This window comes from Pseudodesulfovibrio tunisiensis, from assembly GCF_022809775.1.
Lineage (GTDB): Bacteria > Desulfobacterota > Desulfovibrionia > Desulfovibrionales > Desulfovibrionaceae > Pseudodesulfovibrio > Pseudodesulfovibrio tunisiensis.
The window spans coordinates 358261-375686 of sequence record NZ_CP094380.1 but is presented as its reverse complement, the minus strand read 5'-3'; the positions used below and the strand labels follow the sequence as shown (position 1 = coordinate 375686).

Below are 17426 nucleotides of genomic sequence, written 5' to 3'. Positions count from 1 at the left end.
TTTCGTTCTCCAGCAGAACAAGCCGAATTTAAAAAATGAAGATCGCTGCAGACAAAAAAAGCGCCCGACCTGAGTCGGGCGCTTTCATAGTAGCTAGTCTGCCTGTCGGCGATTATTCACCGGTCTGGTAGTTCAGCTTGGTTTCCTGCGGAAAGACCGGCAGGTAACGGTAGCTGAGGCTGATGACCAGAACGCCGTAAGCCACGATCATGGCACAGGAGGCCCACTCGACCCAGTTCGGGTAGTACACGTACCACTTGTCGAACGGCATGGCCGGGAAGGCAATGGTTTGAACGGTGAAGACGTAACGGTTGATGGTCACGCCCACGCAGTCCAGAATGGCCGCGGTATACAGCAGGCCCGGGCGATTGCGGATGGCAGGCACCACCAGCATGATGGCCGGGACAAGGCCGCACAGCACGAGTTCGGTGAAGAACATCCACTTGCCGTAGGCAACACCGTAGAACATCTGGTCGAAGGTCAGGCCAACGGAAGGCAGGTAGCCTTCGGCCCAGGCCCAGGTGTCAAGAATCTTGAAGAACATGTACACGCAGAGCATGGTGCCCGCGATCTTGCCCATCAGAGCCTTGACCTTGAACTCGACCAGTTTCTTGCCGGTGATCTTCTCCATCAGGGTGCAGACCAGAACCGTGAAGACCGGACCGGACCCCACAGCGGACAGCACAAAGAGGAAGAAGGTCCAGGGCCAGATGAAGAACCCTTCGCGGAACGCGTAGGGACGGCCGATCAGCACGCCGTACATGCCGCCAAGGGAACCCTGGTGGAATGTGGACAGGAACGCGCCGATACCCGCGAACAACGCCATGTTGATGTGCATGTTGTGCGCAAGGGCGTGGATGAACGGAATCTTGTTCAACTGCTTCTGCTCGAGGACCAGCGGAACGAACTCGATGATCAGAACGGTGCAGTAGCAGGTGATGCAGAAGATAACTTCCGTCAGCATGGAATGGACATTCGGATGCCAGTAGCCGAACCACGAACGGGCGGGCTGGCCGATATCCAGACAAAGGACCATCATGGCCCCGGAATAGCAGATGAAGCCGACGATAACCGTCAGGTTGATGATCTTTTCCAACTGCTTGATTTTCAGGATGTACTTGAGCAGACCGGTGAAAAACGCACCAGCGCCCAAGGCGATGACCGCAAGGTCAAAGGTGATCCACAGGCCGAACCCGAAGTAGTTGTCCAGCCCGGTGGTGCCGATGCCGTTGTACAGTACCAGAACCGCGGCGTAGAGCCCCCAGCCGAACACGGCCAGGACGGCCAGCGTCCAGATCATGAACTGGCCGAAGGAACACCGCTGTACGCCTTCAGGGAACAGTTTGCTATCCATGATTGCCTCCTCTCCCTAGTGGCCTTGGGTGCCGTGAGCGTCATCGCCGGCAATGTAATTGTCGCCCTGCTTGCGGACCCATTCGCGCTTGCTCATGTAGTAGACCTGAGGAGCCAGACCGAGCTTTTCGAGCAGACGGAAGGAGTTGTCGCCATGAGCGAGTTTATGGACTTCATGTTCGGGATTGTTGAGATCACCGAACGTGATCGCCTTGGTCGGGCAGATGTCCACGCAGGCAGGCACGTAAGCGCCCTCGGGCAGATTGTCGGGATCCTCGCCGTTGATGCGGGCTTCTTCCTTGGCCTTCATGAAACGGCCATGGCAGAAATTGCACTTTTCAACAACGCCGCGGGGACGCACGGACACGCTCGGGCTCAGGCCCTTGTCCATGCCTTCCGGCCAAAGGGGATCCCACCAGTTGAAGTACCGGGCATGGTAGGGGCAAGCCGCCATGCAGTACCGGCAGCCGATGCAGCGGGGATAAATCTGGCTGACAATGCCGCCCTCTTCATTCTTGTCCGTGGCAACAACCGGGCACACGGGCACGCATGCGGGATTGCCGCACTGCATGCAGGGGCGAGGCAGATAGGCGACCTCGTGATCCGGGAACGCCTTGCCGTTGGACAGTTCGTACACGTTCATCCAGGTCAGCGTCTTCAGCTTGTTGGAAGCGTCGTCGCGATCCTTGGTCAGGGACTGGACGTAGTTGTACGGGTCCTTCTTGGTCATGGGAGCGATATTGTTCTCCACCTGACAGGCAACCATGCAGGCGCCGCAACCGGTGCACTTGTCAATATCGATCACCATGCCCCATTTGATCTTGAATTCTTTTGTTTGCATGATGAATCTCCCTAGATTTTGGCGACGTTCACAGTGGAACCGGCCCAGGTGGAAGCACCCGTGGCGGCTTCGGAACTCACGGTGAGGATCTTGTAGATGTTATCGCCCTTGCCCTTCGAGAACTCGTCGCCCACGGTGTGGCCCATGTTCAGCGGAGCCGCAACCGTTCCGGGCAGCACGCCCTCGAATATCCTGACCTGAGCTTCGCACTCTCCGGCGCCGCCGGACAGCTTGACCTTGGCACCCTCGGCAAGACCGAGCTTGCCGGCAGTGGCGGAGGCCATCATCACAACCAGGGTGTCGCCCACCAACTGGCTGTTGGAGATCACGCACGGTGCGTTCGGAGTGGTCGCCTGATTCGGCGTTCCCACGGTGAGCAGGGAATACGGAGCAAGGGAGACGGCTCCGGTACCCTTGACAGGCACGGCGGCCTTGCCAAGAACGTTGGCGGCAAACCGTACGCCGGAGACTTCCGCGGCTTCCTCGGAAACCCAGGCAGCGCCTTCGGCCAGTTCGTCCCAATCCGCGCCAATGGCTTCAACCTTGGCCTGAAGAACTTCCTCGAACGTCTCCACTCCGAGATCGACACCGGCCTTGCTCGCAATGGCCAGAACCGCGTCGGCAGGAGCCTTCACATCCAGATCGGCCTTGCAGACCGGAGTACCCAGGCTGTAGGTGGCCTTGGCCACGCCATAGGGGCTCTGGAGGTCGTCGAAGCGTTCAAAGGAATGAGCCACGGGCAGAACCAGATCGGCCGCGGCAGTGGTTTCGGAATTGTACAGGCTGAAGGCAACGGTGAATCCGGCCTTGATCTGCTCGGGCAGAACAAAGGAAGGATTGGCTTCGTTGACCAGCAGCACGTCGGCATTCACGCCCTTGAGCACGTCCTTCTTCAGCATTTCGCTGCGGGACATGGCGTTCTCCACAACCGTGGGGAATTCGGGCAGAATGTTCATGGCGCCGCCCAGAAGCAGGTTCAGGGCATAGGCCGCGGCGTGCGCCGCAACCGAAGAACCGCCGGGAACCACAACGGGATTGCCAGCGCTCAGAAGCTGTCTGGCAAGTTTCGCCATCACGTCGCCCTTGACGCCGATGGCCGCCTCGACCTTGGCCGGGGAGTATCCACTGGTCACCATGGACTTGAACTGGGCGAAATCGGCAGCAGGCACGGACTTGCCAGCCTGCAGCACATGATAGGCGAGGCCCAGGGTGAAGGCGGCCATGCCTTCGGCCGGGACCGGCACCCATTTGGAGGAAACCGCGGCAGTGCGGGTCTGCACCGGGCCGGCAAAGACATAGGTCGCCTTTCCGTTCTCGGTGAATGCCTTCATGTTGGCAACCGTGGGGCCCCAGGATTCCAGGGCATCGGCACCGGCAAACAGCACGAAATCCGCACCTTCCAGATCATAACCGACCTGACCGGAACCGCCCATCAGACCGGTCCACGCCCTGTCGGAAGCCTGCATGTCGCACGGCATCATGTAGAAGTTGTCGCTGCCCAAGCCATTGAGCAGTGCAGAGAAGACCTCGTTCACGGTACCGGTCTGATCGCCGGAAATGACGGCGGTCCGGGCACCTGCGGCCTTGACCTTGCCAGCCACCATGTCGATGGCCTCATCCCAGGAGATGGTCTTGCCGCCCTTGAGGGTCGGCGCCTTCACCCGGTTGGGGCTGTTCTTCACCTGCACGCTGTTGGCGCACATGGGACAGATGCCGCCGCCGGAAAGCACGTTGGCTTCGTTGCCCTCGGTGCCGAAGGCCTCTCCGGCCACGGTACGCACCTTCACCGCACACCCGGAGGCGCACAGTTTGGAGACGGTCGGTTTATCGGCGATTTCGCCGTATTTCAGTGTCGGAATCCACGACCAATTCTGCGTCCAGATGGACGCATCATCAAGCAGTTTCCAGGGCACCGGCGTGAAAAGGATGCCGACGGTGCCACCAAGACTCAGCTGGATAAATGCTCTGCGTCCTACGCTCATTGCAGCACCCCTTTATTACTTGTGGCAGACGTAGCAGGCGTTGCTCTGACCCTTCAGAGCATGGCACCGTTCACATTTCCACATTTTCATCGTCGTCTTGCTGTAACCGGTAAGGATGTTGCGCTTGAACGCCGGCGGGACATTATTCTTGTCAATGTCCTTGAGATGGCAAAGATTGCAATTGGTCTCCGCGGGTTCGTCAAAAACATCGCCGGGAACAACGCTGCTCAGGTCATCCTTGATGGATGCAAGCTCAGCGATGTCCAGATTCTTGTGCGCAGCATGCGAAAAAAACACGTTGTCGGGCTGATACTGGTAGTTGAGCCAGGGAACTTCCTCACCCTGAATCAGATACTTGACCACGTATTCGCGCTCCGCAGCCCTTGCCTCTTCGGACTCGGAAGCCAGATTGTCCTCGATCGCCTCGAGTTCGGCCTTCATGACCGCTTCCGTGTCCTTGGGATCAATGCCAGCGTCCATGATCGCCTCGATCGCCTCTTCAGGATCGACGGCATGACACTCGGCACAGACCTCGTTGGTTGGAAATCCGGCGTAAGAGCCGTCTTCACGAAAATAGTGGCAGCTCTCACAGTCCATTCCCTGATCTTCCACGTGAATCTTGTGGCTGAACCATATCGGCTGTTCGACATCGTCGAAGAACAGTCCGGGGATCCACGCCCATCCGATTACGCAGGCAACCAGGAAGCCGATGATGAAGGGAATAGCCCCCCCACACCGTTTCGTTGATTTCTTTTCCTCCATAACCTCGCCCCATCACTCTAGAGTTAATGTGAAAATCACACCTAAAGAACTATGTTCCCATACGGTATGGCCGCTTTTTGTGTCAAGAGAATATGAAAATATTCACGAAGTGCGTTAAAAACAAATAAGTCTTTATTCCAAAATGTTAGACAACAAAAACACGAAATGGACTAATTCTTGACCCGACCGTAGACATCGTCGAACCGCACAATATCATCCTCTTCCAGGTATGGGCCGCTCTGTATCTCGATGATTTCCAGCGGCACCTTTCCCGGGTTGCCGAGCCGATGCTTTGCAGTCTTGGGAATGTCCACGGACTGGTTCTCGACCAGGGTACGTTCCACGTCATCCACCTCGACAACAGCCGTTCCATCCACCACGACCCAATGTTCGCTGCGATGATGATGCATCTGTGCGGAAAGCCGCGCTCCGGGGATGACTTCGATCCGCTTGATCTTGTAGTGCGGTCCTTCCTCCAGAACGCAGTAGCTGCCCCAGGGCCGCTTGACCGTGGGATGGCTCTCGACCAGTGAACTGCCTTCGGCCTTGAGTTCGTCCACGACCTCCTTGACCCGCTGAACATGCGACATGGGACACGCCAACGTGGCGTCACGGGTCTGCACCATGATCATGTCCTCCAGTCCAACGGCCGCAAGCTTTCCTCCCTCGGAAATGAGCAGGGAATTCCTGCAGTCCATGACCAGCACATCGCCCTGCACCACATTGCCCTGCCCGTCCTTGTCCCCAAGGCGGTACATGGCCTCCCAGCTTCCCAGATCATCCCAGTCGAATCCGCCGCACACCACGGCAATGTTGTCGAGATGCTCGACCACACCATAGTCGACCGAAATATTGGGAATGTCGCGATACCCGTCCACGAGCGGTCGATCTTCCCGCGCCAGCCACCAATCCCAGAGTTCAGGCTGGTGCTCGGCCACAGCCTTGAGAAAATCCCGGGCACGAAACAGAAACATGCCACTGTTCCACAAATGGCTTCCGTCCCGGACAAAGGCTTCGGCAGTGGACATGTCCGGCTTTTCCACGAATCCGTCCGCCTCGCGAACGTTTTTTCCGATTTCCCTGCCAAGGGCGATGTAGCCGTATCCGGTTTCCGCGCTGCGAGGAGTCACCCCGAAGGTGACGAACCGTCCATCCGCAGCAAGCTCGGCCGCCAGAGACACGGCACCGGCCCATCCGGCCTCGTCCTTGATGAGATGGTCCGAAGGAAACACGGCCACCGTGGCGTCATCCCCTTCCCCGGAAATATGTTCAAGGCCGAGCATGATGGCCGGAAGCGTGTTGCGGCCCATGGGCTCGGTAAGGACCTGACTGCCCAGTCCCTCGTGCAGCACGGCTATCTGCTTGCGAACCTCGAAGACATGCTCCTCGTTGGTCACGACCCAGATGTTTGCGGGGGCAAATGCGGAAAGCACTCTGGCCACGGTCTGCTGCAGCAGCGTCCTTTCCCCGTCCAGAGCCAGAAGCTGCTTGGGGAAGAGATTGCGCGACAGGGGCCACAGGCGCGTGCCGGACCCGCCAGCCAGAATGATGGCATGACGACCGGCTCCGGGGCTTTCCTTGGGATGCTGTTCCTTGGACATGGCTACTCCTCGTAGATGAACGGCGACTCGAAATCTGCAAAAGCAGGCTGCGCACGATCCTTTTCCGAAAGAATCGGACTCCGTCCCGACAACAGGCTCTCCCAATCCATGCCGATGTCCGGGTCATTCCAGGCAATGCCGGAATCGCACTCCGGCGTATACGGAGCATCCACCTTGTACATGAATTCCGTATCGGGAACCAGAGTAACGTAGGCGTGTCCGAACCCTTTCGGGATGAACATGCGGGTGAAGTTTTCCGGCCTCAATTCGATCCCGTAGGTCCTGCCGAACGTGGGAGAGCCCTTTCGCAGATCGATGACAACGTCGAGCACGGCCCCGGCAGTCACCCAGACCAGCTTGGCCTGAGCCGCAGGCGGCCTTTGAAAATGAAATCCGCGCAATACGCCGGCCTCACGCGAAAAGGCATGATTGTCCTGCACGAACTCGCAGGAAATTCCGGCTTCGGCAAAAGCGCGCTTGCTGTAGGTTTCAAGAAAAAAGCCCCGCTCATCCCGGAAAACCCGTGGTTCCAGAACGAGGAGGCCGGGAAAATCGGTCTGTTTGACCTGCATCTGCATCCTCCTTGTCTCGCTGCCCGAAACAATTAGCCGAGATACGACTCCAAGACAAGGCCGACATGGCGCAACTCATGTGCTCCCCGGAGAAAAATACTGCACATGGTTCACTTTTGACCGCCTCTTTGATAATCCCCTTGCGTGGAGAGAATCGGCAAATTCCAACAGGACCACAATGAACTTTCTAGACATCATACTCATCTGCGTCGCCGGACTTTTTCTGATCCGGGGCTTTTTCCGCGGACTTGTGCGGGAAATACTTTCGCTCACTGCGGTCATTCTCGGCGTGGTGCTGGCTTCCAGATACAACTCGATCCTTGCGCCGCATCTGGAGCTGTACATCAGCAATCAGATGACTGTCGCCGCGCTGTCCTATGTTCTGGTCTTCGCGGGAACGGTGCTGGCCTTCTGGCTACTGGCCAAAGGCATTCAGACCATCCTGAACATAGCCCTGCTCGGATGGCTGGACAGGCTCATGGGCGGCATTCTCGGCCTTGCGGAAGGCGCTCTGGTCAGCATGATCGTGCTCATGCTCGTCCAGTCCTTTGCCCCGGATTCCGAGACAGTGAAAACCTCGCTGGTGGCGCAGCATTCCCGCCATGTCATGGAGGTTCTCGGAGACATGACCCCGGAATCCATGCGTGACGCCCTGAAATCCAAGGGCATAGACCTTCCCTCGCCGCAGGAGGCCATCAACGGCGCAAAGACGGCCATCGGCATGGACTCCCCGGAAACGGGCGACGAAGAATAAATCATCCGCGACACAAACAGGAGGCGCTCCATGAGCGATTCCCTTCCCCATGCCCCGGCTCTGGCCGAGGTGCTTGACGTCATTGACGCCCTCATCGGCCCGAACGGCTGCCCCTGGGACAAGAAGCAGACCCCGGAAACCCTGTGCGACTATCTGGCCGAGGAAACCTTCGAGCTGATCGAAGGCATCCGTGCGGGCAATGCGTCCGACGCCCGGGAAGAGCTCGGCGACGTGCTGTTCATCCTGCTTTTCCTGAGCGTGCTATATCAGAAGGATGGCTCTTTCACGCTTTCCGACGCCCTGCGCCACAACGCGGCAAAGATGATCCGCCGTCATCCTCATGTTTTCGGCGACCGCCACTTCGACAATCTGGACCAGCTCTGGGACAATTGGGAAAAGACCAAGCGGGAGGAAAACAGGGGAACCGACCGCAAGCGGGTGTTCGATTCCCTGCCCAAGGGACTGCCTCCGCTGCTCAAGGCCTACCGGATCAATGCCAAGGCAGCACGCAACCACTTCACCTGGGAATCGGATCGGGATGTGGAGGCACAGTTTGCGGACGAATGGCGGGAGTGGCAGGAAGCGCTCGAATCCGGAGACGAGCAGGCCAGCGAACGCGAATTCGGGGATTGCCTGTTCACGCTGGTGGAGCTCGGACGCAGAAAAGGGATCAAGGCCAATGCAGCCCTTGATTTCGCCAATCAGAAATTCCTGAACAGGTTCAATGCAATGGAGGAACTTGCCCAACAGCGTGGGCAAAGCGTTGCCGACATGGACCTTGAGGCCATGAATGCCCTGTGGGACGAGGTCAAGGCCTCGCAACAGGACGAATCAGCTTAAGGCCGTCAAAAGAAGATACACGGCGATACCCGCGCCGAGCGTACTGAAGATCAGCCGTCAGGGCGGGCACTGGCCCCGACTTTTCCAGACGACAAGCCCGCCCGTGACCAGGCCCGCGACAATGGCTGTTCCGACAATGAATATGGTACTCATAGGTAGAAAATACCTTCACTCGCCACAAATGTCGAGCTTCAGGGCCATCCGGTTCTTCCCGGTCCAAGAGCAACCCATAGTATGTAATATACGGCCCCCCCGGCACCAACAGCGCCAAAGATTATCCTGACGCCCCGCCGCACTCCCGACACATTACCCCGACTCTGCCGAAACATCACCACCCCGAACAGCACTCCTGCCACCACGGCAGCGCCGAGACTCAAAAGCTGCTTGTCCATACCCTTCCCCCTGTCCCGAACGGACGCTTGATCGCTCCGCTCGAGCGACAACCCTACACGCAATATAGATTCTGATCTAAAGATATCATATTTACCGCCGATATGTCTGATAGGCGCTTTTTCCGGCCTTTGACCGGGAGGGTAGACCATGAGCATGAGCATCGGCGGGGTCGGAGGCCCCATGCCGTTCGATCGGCAGACGTTCGGCGCGGCGGTTGTCTCCGAGACCCTCGACTACATGAACCAAAGCGGCAGCGGTTCGGGCATGGCCCCGGTGGACAAGTCTTCCGCTGAAGGCATGCTCGTGTCCAAGACACTGGACTACATGAACCCCGGGTCGTCGGACCCGTCCGGCATGACCCAGAGTTACAACTTCCAGAAAGACGTTCTCGGCGGTTATGCCAAGGGCGTTGTTGTGGACGCCATGATCTGAAGAACGCCGGAAAATACGCGCCGTCCCCTCCGTCTTCTCATGGCGGAAGGCGGAGGGAACCCTCCCCGCACAAGGCCTCGGAATCCATCCGGGGCCTTGTCGCTTCCACCGACCACCTCCCTTTTGGCAATTTTCGACAAGCCGAGCTCAGCAAAACACGGCAATCTCTTCGGAACGAATGCCCGGAAATGGCCTTGACAGATTTCTCCCTCGCGTCTAAACAACGATTCAAACAACGTTTTAAAAGATGTTTCAATACCAGCACGGAGGAAACATGGAAGACGGCGATACACGCGCAAGAATACTGGAAGCGGCCAGCCAGGTGTTCTGCGAAAAAGGGTTCAAGAAAACAACGGTCCGCGAAATCTGTATGAAAGCCAAAGCCAACGTAGCCGCGGTCAACTATCATTTCGGCGACAAGAAGAAGCTCTATCGAGCCGTGCTGACCAAATGGGTTGATGACGGTTCCCGGGAGGTTTTCACCCGAATATCCGAAGCCCTGACCGCAGTGACTTCCGCCAAGGAAACCCTGCGGATATACATTACGGCGCAACTCCGTTTCCTCTGCCTTTTCGAAAGGAAAAGTCGTCAGGAGTTCAACCGGACCCGACTGCTGCTCAGGGAATGCCTGGCCGACGATTCCGATCCGACCATCTTCGACAGCCACATGAAAATGGAGCTGCGACTGCTGACTCCGGTAATCAGGGAGATTGTCGGCTCGGACATGCCCGAGCACCGGATGGAAAGCGTCACGATCGGCGCGACCGGCATCCTCACGCACTATTTCGTCATGGCGGCCCACGACCCGAGCAAGGGAATCACCTCGCAGGAGGAATTGGACAGCCTGACCGAATTTCTCACGACATTCATTTACGGCGGTCTTTGTGCCGTCAGGGAGACTGTACATGCATAAAACAGGATTTTTTCCCGCCTTGCTGCTCTGCCTGCTGATCCTGACAGCCGCCGGGTGCGGCGACAAGGCTTCCCAGGCCAACTCCGAAGTGCGGGAAAAAGCCGTGGAAGTGGTGATATCACCAACCGCACTCCAAGGCATGGAGGACCGCATCACCCTGCCCGGGGAAACCGAGCCGGACAAGGATGTCTGCGTGTCCTCGGAAAGCACGGGCACCGTGATCTGGCTTGGCGTGTCCGAAGGCGACCGGGTGGAACGCGGCGCCCTGCTCGCCCGACTTGACGTGGCATCCGAGGGCGCACGTTTCGACAAGGCCAAGGCCGAACGCAAGCTCGCAGCCGAACAGCTCCGCCGTCGGCAGGAACTGCTGGCCAAGGGCGTGCTGGCCAAGGAGGAATTCGACCGCATGGAAGCGGAACTGGCCAAGAGCGAGGCATCCCTCAAGGAAATGCAGGTGAATTTCGAATACGGCGTGGTGCGCGCGCCCGTCAGCGGCATCGTGAACCACCGCTATGTGGATCGGGGTGAACATCTGACAGCAGGTGGCAACGTGGCCGACATCGTGGACCCGTCCGTGATCCGCATTCATGTCAATGTTCCGGAAATGGACATCCCCTACATCCGCAAGGGGCAGAAGGCGACCGTGACCGTGGACGCCCTTCCCGGCGCGAAATGGGAAGGCACCGTGGATTTCGTATCCTTCAAGGCGGACAAGGCTTCCAAGACCTTTCGGGTCCGGGTGCTGGTGGACAACCGCGACAACCGCATCCGGGCAGGCATGCTGGCCCGGGTCTCCCTGCTCCGCCGCCAGATTCGGGACGCCGTGGTGGTTCCGCTCTTTTCCATCATCAATCAGGGCGGGGAACGCATCCTGTATGTGGAGGAAAACGGCACGGCCCGCTCCCGCACCGTGCGTCTGGGCGTGATCGAAGGCGACAGGGCGCAGGTTCTCGAAGGCCTTGAGCCCGGAGAAAACCTGATCGTGGCCGGGCACACACTGGTTGAAGACGGCATGAAAGTGGTGGTGAAATGATCGTCAACCGCACCGCCCTGAAACGGCAGTCCACGGTCATGGTGCTCTTCCTGTTCATCGTGATTGCGGGCATGGCCAGCTATGTCTCGCTTCCGCGCGAAAGCGACCCGGACGTGAAGATTCCCTACATCTTCGTGACGACCGCATTCGAAGGCGTGGCTCCCGAGGACATGGAAACGCTGGTGACCATGCCCATCGAGCGCAAGCTCAAGGGACTCTCCGGCACCAAGGAAATATCCTCGGTATCGGACGACGGCATTTCCATGATCACGGTGGAGTTCTCTCCGGACGTGGACATCGACGACGCGCTCCAGAAGGTGCGCGACAAGGTGGATCAGGCCAAGCCGGACCTGCCTCCGGACCTGCCGGACGATCCGATCATCGAGGAAATCAACCTTTCCGAAGCCCCCATCCTCAACGTGGTGCTGTCCGGCCCGTTCTCCCTGAAACGCCTCAAGGTGTTTGCCGAGGAACTCGAAGACCGGATCGAGGCCGTGCCCGGCGTGCTGGATGCCAAGATCATCGGCGGACTGGAGCGGGAAATCCATGTGGAATTCGACATGGACCGCGTGGCATTCTACCACATCCCGCTTTCCGGCCTGCTCGGCTCCCTGCAGAACGCCAACGTGAACACCCCGGGTGGGTCCGTGGAGATTGGCCGGGGCAAATATCTGGTACGCGTTCCCGCGGATTTCCAGCACCCGGACGAAATCAGCCGGATCATTGTCCACCAGCAGGACGGCAGACCCGTGTACCTGCGAGACATCGCCACCATCCGCGACCATTACAAGGCCCCCACGTCCCGCAGCCGGATCAACGGCATCCAAAGCGTCACCATTCAAGTGAAAAAACGGGCCGGTGAAAACGTCATCGAGATCAACGACGCGGTCAAGACGCTGGTGCGGGAGGCGCAGGAAACCCTGCCTCCGACCCTGAAGGTGCACCTGACCTCGGACCAGTCCAAGGACATCCGGCTCATGGTCAACGACCTCCAGAACAACATCATCACGGGCCTGCTTCTGGTGCTGGTCGTGGTGTTCGCGTTCATCGGCGGACGTTCGGCCGCATTCGTGTCGCTGGCCATTCCGGTGTCCATGCTCATCACCTTCACAGTGCTGGACATCATGTCCTACACCCTGAACATGGTCATCATGTTCTCGCTGATCCTCGCTCTGGGCATGCTCGTGGACAACGGCATCGTGGTGGTGGAGAACATCTACCGGCACATGCACATGGGCAAATCCCGGTATCAGGCCGCACTGGAGGCCACGGACGAAGTGGCATGGCCGGTCATTGCCTCCACCCTGACCACCATCGGCGCATTCTTTCCCATGATATTCTGGCCCGGCATAATGGGCGAATTCATGAGCTACCTGCCCATTACCGTGGTCATCGCCCTGCTGGCCTCCCTGTTCGTGGCGCTGGTCATCAATCCGGTGCTGTCCGCCAAGTTTCAGGACGTTCCCTCGGACGACGGACGGAAGAAGCCCAAGCTGGTCGACCGCATGATGGATCGTCTGCGTTCCCTGTATCGTCCGATACTGGAATGGTCGCTGGACAACCGACTCAAGGTGATAGGTCTGTCCTTCGGCTTCCTGATCCTTTCCGTCGTGGGCTTCGGCCTGTTCGGCAAGGGCGTTGAATTCCTGCCCAAGACCGACCCCAAGCGCACGGACGTGAAGATCAAATCCCCGGTGGGCACCAATCTGGACGCGTCCGACAGGCTGACACGAATCGTGGAACGCGTGGCCACGGAATATCCCGACGTGGAGTACTTCATTGCGAATGTGGGCGAATCCGGCCGCAGCAGCGAGATTGGCACACACTATTCCCTGACCACACTGGATTTTCTGGACAAGCAGGACCGCTCCCGCTCCTCCACGGAAATCACGGACGAGCTGCGCGCCCGGTTGCAAAAGGCCATTCAGGGCGCGGAAGTTCAGGTCGAGCCCGCAAAGATGGGACCGCCCACGGGCAGTGCCGTGAATCTGGAAGTCTACGGCGAGGAACTGCGCGATCTCGGCAGGCTTGCTGCAACGATCAAACGCGCAATCAAAAACGTTCCCGGCCTTGTGGACCTCAAGGACAACTATGTCTCGGCCAAACCGGAAATCCGGGTGGATGTGGACAAGGAAAAGGCCGCACTCCTTGGCGTGGACGCGTTCACCGTGGCCCGGGCCGTGAAGACGGCAATCAACGGTTTCAAGGTTGGCGTGTACCGCGAGGGCAAGGACGAATACGACATCATCGCCCGACTGCCGGAAAAGAATCGCGACTCCCTGGACGACATCGAACGCATCACCATTTCCGGACCGAACGGGGAATCCATCCCCATCACCAGCGTGGCGAGCATCTCCCTCGGCGGCGGACTGGGCGGCATCAACCGCATTGACCAGAAACGCGTGATCACCCTGTCCGCGGATGTTTCCGGCCGACTGGCGCAGGACGTGATCAACGACATCCAGACCATCCTCAAGGACATGAAGCTGCCGCGCGGCTACAGCTACAAGTTCACCGGCGAACAGGAGGAACAGGCGGAAGCGTCCGCATTCCTGACCAAGGCATTCGTGTCCGCCCTGTTCCTGATCTTCCTCGTGCTGGTGACCCAGTTCAACTCCATGACCACGCCGTTCATCATCCTGACCTCGGTCATCCTGTCGCTGGGCGGGGTCATGATCGGCCTGCTGGTCACGGGAACCCCTTCTTCGGCGTGATCATGACCGGCGTGGGTGTGCTCAGTCTGGCTGGCGTGGTGGTAAACAACGCCATCGTACTCATCGACTACTACGAGCAGCTCAAGGAACAGGGGGCCAGCGTGCGCGATGCACTGATCGAAGCCGGACTGACCCGATTCCGGCCGGTGCTGCTCACGGCCATCACCACGGTCCTCGGCCTCGTGCCCATGGCCACGGGCGTGAGCTTCGACTTCATGCACATGCGTCTGGACACGGGCAGCGAATCCTCGCAATGGTGGGGTCCCATGGCCGTGGCCGTGATATTCGGTCTGGCCATCGCCACGATCCTGACTCTGGTCGTGGTTCCGGTCCTCTGCTCGCTTCAGGCCAGCATGAAGGAACGCGCCGCCATCAGAAAGGCAGCCAAGGCCGAAACAGCCAAGGTGTAACCACCTTTCCAAAAGACAGAAGGCCCGGCATCCACTGATGCCGGGCCTTTTCCCATTCGAACTTTTCCCAGGAAATCAGCGACGGCTTTCCACCATCCGAACGCACCCGTCACAGGACACCCCTTCGGCCTCGAAATGCAATTCATCCGCTGTTCCGGTCAGGACCACGCACTCGCCATGCGCCGGGGAAAAACAAAAAAGGTCATTCAAGGGCAATTCGTGAAAATGGCAGAGCAACGTTCGCAATACGCCGGCATGGGTTACTCCGAGACAGGGACGCGGCCCGGCAGCCAGCTCGCGGCAGGCAACCAGAGCTCGTTGCTGCACCTGAAAAAAAGGATTCTCCCCCCGAAATGCGAAACCCGGAGAAATCCTGTCCGCGCGCCTCGTATTCCGCCGAGTGCCTTGCCCGAATGTCGGCAAAGGCGCACCCGTCCCAGTCGCCCATGTCTATTTCGGAAAGCCCCTCATGCTTTCGACAGGCAAGCCCGAGCCGCTCGCACACGGGCGCGGCAGTATCCCATGCCCGGGAAAGCGGACTGGACCAGACAGCCTGAAAATCCGCCACGCCAAAGGAATCCGCCAGAACGCGCGCCTGTTCCCTTCCCTGTTCGGACAGGGGAATATCGGTCCGACCGATGCAATGCCCCTTTCCACCAAGGGCATGCCCATGCCGAACCAGCACGATCACCGCAGCACCTCGCGAGCCAGCGAATCCAGAGGCACATTCGCCAGATTTTCGAATTCGGACAGAACCCGCCGGGCCCGTTCACGGCGGGCGTGAATCGCGGCCCGCACCTTGGGGTCCGCGCCAAAATATTCCACCTTTGCGGCATATCGGGCTTCCAGAGGCACCACCTGACTCCCGCTCACCACCTTGTCAGCGAGGAACACGGCTTCCCGTTCCCCGAATCCCGCAGCAGGATCGAATGCAAGGTCCGAATGCACCGCGACAATGGGGGCCACGGCATGGAATCCATGCTCCGCAAGCCAATCCGCCCCCACCTGATCATGCCCCTTGCATCCCTTGGCAATATCATGAACCATTCCGGCGCTGAATGCGAAATCCGGATCAAGACGCTCCACGCGAGCGGTTCTGTTCATGGCCCGGCACATGGCGCGCGCAATCCTGCCCACGGCGCGGCAATGATCGCGGACATCGGAAGACACGCCACAGATGTCCCACAGGGCCAGACACTCGTCCTCAAGGGGATAGTCCCTGCCGATCCGCTCCAGCGCCACAAGATAGTCAGTGCCGTAATCAAGGTCCTGCACCGTTCCGGAATCCGCCACGGAGACATCGAACGCACGATCTTCCCAGTTTTCCAGAACACGCCGCAGGCCGCCCTGCCCGTCGTGACGCAAAATGTCGGGAATGAGTTCCCGGCCTATCAGGGGAGGATGCCCGCGTTCGCCCCGGAACACCGGATAGACCAGCGGCGCCCTGCGTTCCTCCCACGCCCGGGCAAGTCGGGCCACGGTTTCCGGCCGGACAAGGGGAATATCCACGGGCAGGACGAAAAACGCTTCGACGTCATCAGGCAAAGCGCGAATCCCGGTCAGAATCGAGGAAAACATGCCCTGCTCGTAATCGACGTTCAATACGGGCAGAGCCTTTTCGGAACGAACCAGAACCGAAGTTTCCTCCGCCCGGAATCCCGTGACCACGCACACGTCGTCAAGGCCGTTGCGCGTGAACGCATGCACGCATCGTCCGAGCACCGTGTCCGGCCCCAAGGGCAGAAGCGGCTTGAACCGCCCCATGCGCGAGGAAAACCCCGCAGCCGGAATCACGGCGCCCAGCCGGGTCATGCCAGCTTCCCCGCTCTAGCGGCCACGAGTTCCGCGCCGATGCTGATGGCGATCTCCTCGGGAGTCTGCGCCCCGATCTTCAGGCCGATGGGACAATGGCAACGCGCAATGGCCTCGTCCGAAGTCCCGTTTTTGCGCAGGGCATCGTAAATGGCGTCACGCTTCCTTTTGCTGCCGATCATGCCCACGTATCGGGCCGGGGTCGCCAAGGCCTGCGCCAGAACATCCCGATCATGCACATGGCCTCGGGTGACAATGATCAGAAAGGCATCATCGCCCACTTCCAATCCGCCGAAAGCATCCCTGAACGAAGGGAGAACGCGCACCTCGTCGGCCTCGGGAAACCGCTCCGCATTGGCAAAATCCTCGCGATCGTCCAGCACCACCACACGAAATCCGGCCAATGCCGCAACCCGGGCCGTGGAGCGGGACACGTGCCCGGCTCCGAAGATGTACAGAGGTGCAGGCGGCACGAACGGTTCCGCCAGCAGCTTGCCGGTCTCGTCATCAAGAAACCGCGTCATCCGCACGTCCCAAGCCTCGCCGCACTGCGCAGGCATGACCGAATCTTCCGTGAACACAACATGTTCCACGGCCCTGTCGTCCCGGACAGTGGTCAGAAGCATCCCGGATTTTCCGGCCCTGAGCAGATCATCCATTTCCCGGAACCGCTCCGCTCCGCTTCCCTTGGGGGACACGGTCTCCAGCATGATGGTCAGATTGCCGCCGCAGATCATGTCGGAATTGGCCGCCAGATCCTGAGTCAGCTCCATCTTCGCCAGCTTCACGGTCCCCTCGGGCAGGTCCAGCATGGCTGCGCCGTCGCGGCAGGCCATGGCCTCCATGATTCCGCCGCCCACAGTGCCTATGATGGATCCGCCCCGCCTCACCGCCATCTTGGCACCGGACGACCGGGGCGTGGATCCGGAGCTGTCCACCACGGTGGCGAGCACAAGAGTTTCTCCACCATCAAGCAATTCCCGAAACGACCGAACAAATGCCTTCATATCCATG

The 17426-nt window shown here is 59.3% G+C and carries 16 protein-coding genes and 1 pseudogene; 7 read left to right on the top strand and 10 right to left on the bottom strand.

Translation table 11 applies throughout. The annotated features are described in order from the left end of the window. Positions 1-112: 112 nt before the first annotated feature. From qrcD to rfbC, 6 genes are all read right to left on the bottom strand, one after another. Complete coding sequence (qrcD, locus tag MPN23_RS01840) at positions 113-1354, bottom strand: menaquinone reductase integral membrane subunit QrcD (protein ID WP_243545766.1); 1242 nt, start codon at positions 1352-1354, stop codon at positions 113-115. Between the two features lie 15 nt (positions 1355-1369). Then, positions 1370-2194, bottom strand: coding sequence for a menaquinone reductase iron-sulfur cluster-binding subunit QrcC (qrcC, locus tag MPN23_RS01835; protein ID WP_243545765.1), 825 nt, complete (start codon positions 2192-2194; stop codon positions 1370-1372). An 11-nt stretch (positions 2195-2205) separates the two neighbouring features. Further along, entirely contained in the window at positions 2206-4176 is a 1971-nt protein-coding gene (qrcB, locus tag MPN23_RS01830) for a menaquinone reductase molybdopterin-binding-like subunit QrcB (RefSeq protein ID WP_243545764.1), read from the bottom strand. Between the two features lie 15 nt (positions 4177-4191). Continuing rightward, positions 4192-4938, bottom strand: a complete 747-nt coding sequence (locus MPN23_RS01825; protein ID WP_243545763.1) for a cytochrome c3 family protein — start codon at positions 4936-4938, stop codon at positions 4192-4194. A 170-nt stretch (positions 4939-5108) separates the two neighbouring features. Further along, positions 5109-6539 carry a mannose-1-phosphate guanylyltransferase/mannose-6-phosphate isomerase gene (locus MPN23_RS01820; RefSeq protein WP_243545762.1) on the bottom strand — a complete coding sequence of 477 codons (1431 nt, stop codon included), beginning with the start codon at positions 6537-6539 and terminating at the stop codon, positions 5109-5111. A gap of 2 nt (positions 6540-6541) precedes the next feature. Continuing rightward, entirely contained in the window at positions 6542-7111 is a 570-nt protein-coding gene (gene rfbC, locus MPN23_RS01815; RefSeq protein WP_243545761.1) for a dTDP-4-dehydrorhamnose 3,5-epimerase, read from the bottom strand. 178 nt (positions 7112-7289) lie between these two features. On the opposite strand from rfbC, the gene MPN23_RS01810 reads away from it, so the two are divergent. The 7 genes from MPN23_RS01810 to MPN23_RS17010 all read left to right on the top strand — a co-directional run bounded on the left by MPN23_RS01810 (position 7290) and on the right by MPN23_RS17010 (position 14600). Beyond that, entirely contained in the window at positions 7290-7865 is a 576-nt protein-coding gene (locus MPN23_RS01810) for a CvpA family protein (RefSeq protein ID WP_243545760.1), read from the top strand. 30 nt (positions 7866-7895) lie between these two features. Continuing rightward, positions 7896-8705 carry a nucleoside triphosphate pyrophosphohydrolase gene (gene mazG, locus MPN23_RS01805; protein ID WP_243545759.1) on the top strand — a complete coding sequence of 270 codons (810 nt, stop codon included), beginning with the start codon at positions 7896-7898 and terminating at the stop codon, positions 8703-8705. Positions 8706-9245: 540 nt separating this feature from the next. Beyond that, positions 9246-9530 (top strand): hypothetical protein, encoded by a 285-nt coding sequence (locus tag MPN23_RS01800; RefSeq protein ID WP_243545758.1) that lies wholly within the window; start codon positions 9246-9248, stop codon positions 9528-9530. A gap of 274 nt (positions 9531-9804) precedes the next feature. Then, positions 9805-10443, top strand: coding sequence for a TetR/AcrR family transcriptional regulator (locus MPN23_RS01795; RefSeq protein ID WP_243545757.1), 639 nt, complete (start codon positions 9805-9807; stop codon positions 10441-10443). Beyond that, complete coding sequence (locus MPN23_RS01790; RefSeq protein WP_243545756.1) at positions 10436-11476, top strand: efflux RND transporter periplasmic adaptor subunit; 1041 nt, start codon at positions 10436-10438, stop codon at positions 11474-11476. Before MPN23_RS01795 ends, MPN23_RS01790 begins: the two co-directional genes overlap by 8 nt. Further along, complete coding sequence (locus MPN23_RS01785; protein ID WP_279388688.1) at positions 11473-14190, top strand: efflux RND transporter permease subunit; 2718 nt, start codon at positions 11473-11475, stop codon at positions 14188-14190. The genes MPN23_RS01790 and MPN23_RS01785 overlap by 4 nt, the downstream gene beginning before the upstream one ends. Positions 14191-14192: 2 nt before the next feature. Beyond that, positions 14193-14600, top strand: coding sequence for an efflux RND transporter permease subunit (locus MPN23_RS17010; protein WP_279388687.1), 408 nt, complete (start codon positions 14193-14195; stop codon positions 14598-14600). 75 nt (positions 14601-14675) lie between these two features. On the opposite strand, the gene MPN23_RS17155 is transcribed toward MPN23_RS17010, so the two are convergent. From MPN23_RS17155 to MPN23_RS01770, 4 genes and pseudogenes are all read right to left on the bottom strand, one after another. Then, a complete protein-coding gene (locus MPN23_RS17155; protein WP_424450061.1) occupies positions 14676-14927 on the bottom strand; it encodes a histidine phosphatase family protein in 252 nt (83 codons plus the stop codon). A 70-nt stretch (positions 14928-14997) separates the two neighbouring features. Next, positions 14998-15285 (bottom strand): annotated as a pseudogene (locus tag MPN23_RS17150) (histidine phosphatase family protein); the annotation flags it as partial. A gap of 2 nt (positions 15286-15287) precedes the next feature. Next, the gene (locus tag MPN23_RS01775; RefSeq protein ID WP_243545754.1) at positions 15288-16412 is read right to left on the bottom strand and encodes a DVU_1551 family NTP transferase; all 1125 of its coding nucleotides are present in this window, start codon (positions 16410-16412) and stop codon (positions 15288-15290) included. Next, positions 16409-17425, bottom strand: a complete 1017-nt coding sequence (locus MPN23_RS01770; RefSeq protein WP_341540091.1) for an XdhC family aldehyde oxidoreductase maturation factor — start codon at positions 17423-17425, stop codon at positions 16409-16411. The genes MPN23_RS01775 and MPN23_RS01770 overlap by 4 nt, the downstream gene beginning before the upstream one ends. Position 17426: the final 1 nt, after the last annotated feature.

Coding starts and splice junctions, on each gene's coding strand:
- qrcD (WP_243545766.1), bottom strand. CDS start 1,354: ATGGATAGCAAACTGTTCCCTGAAGGCGTACAGCGGTGTTCCTTCGGC.
- qrcC (WP_243545765.1), bottom strand. CDS start 2,194: ATGCAAACAAAAGAATTCAAGATCAAATGGGGCATGGTGATCGATATT.
- qrcB (WP_243545764.1), bottom strand. CDS start 4,176: ATGAGCGTAGGACGCAGAGCATTTATCCAGCTGAGTCTTGGTGGCACC.
- MPN23_RS01825 (WP_243545763.1), bottom strand. CDS start 4,938: ATGGAGGAAAAGAAATCAACGAAACGGTGTGGGGGGGCTATTCCCTTC.
- MPN23_RS01820 (WP_243545762.1), bottom strand. CDS start 6,539: ATGTCCAAGGAACAGCATCCCAAGGAAAGCCCCGGAGCCGGTCGTCAT.
- rfbC (WP_243545761.1), bottom strand. CDS start 7,111: ATGCAGGTCAAACAGACCGATTTTCCCGGCCTCCTCGTTCTGGAACCA.
- MPN23_RS01810 (WP_243545760.1), top strand. CDS start 7,290: ATGAACTTTCTAGACATCATACTCATCTGCGTCGCCGGACTTTTTCTG.
- mazG (WP_243545759.1), top strand. CDS start 7,896: ATGAGCGATTCCCTTCCCCATGCCCCGGCTCTGGCCGAGGTGCTTGAC.
- MPN23_RS01800 (WP_243545758.1), top strand. CDS start 9,246: ATGAGCATGAGCATCGGCGGGGTCGGAGGCCCCATGCCGTTCGATCGG.
- MPN23_RS01795 (WP_243545757.1), top strand. CDS start 9,805: ATGGAAGACGGCGATACACGCGCAAGAATACTGGAAGCGGCCAGCCAG.
- MPN23_RS01790 (WP_243545756.1), top strand. CDS start 10,436: ATGCATAAAACAGGATTTTTTCCCGCCTTGCTGCTCTGCCTGCTGATC.
- MPN23_RS01785 (WP_279388688.1), top strand. CDS start 11,473: ATGATCGTCAACCGCACCGCCCTGAAACGGCAGTCCACGGTCATGGTG.
- MPN23_RS17010 (WP_279388687.1), top strand. CDS start 14,193: ATGACCGGCGTGGGTGTGCTCAGTCTGGCTGGCGTGGTGGTAAACAAC.
- MPN23_RS01775 (WP_243545754.1), bottom strand. CDS start 16,412: ATGACCCGGCTGGGCGCCGTGATTCCGGCTGCGGGGTTTTCCTCGCGC.
- MPN23_RS01770 (WP_341540091.1), bottom strand. CDS start 17,425: ATGGATATGAAGGCATTTGTTCGGTCGTTTCGGGAATTGCTTGATGGT.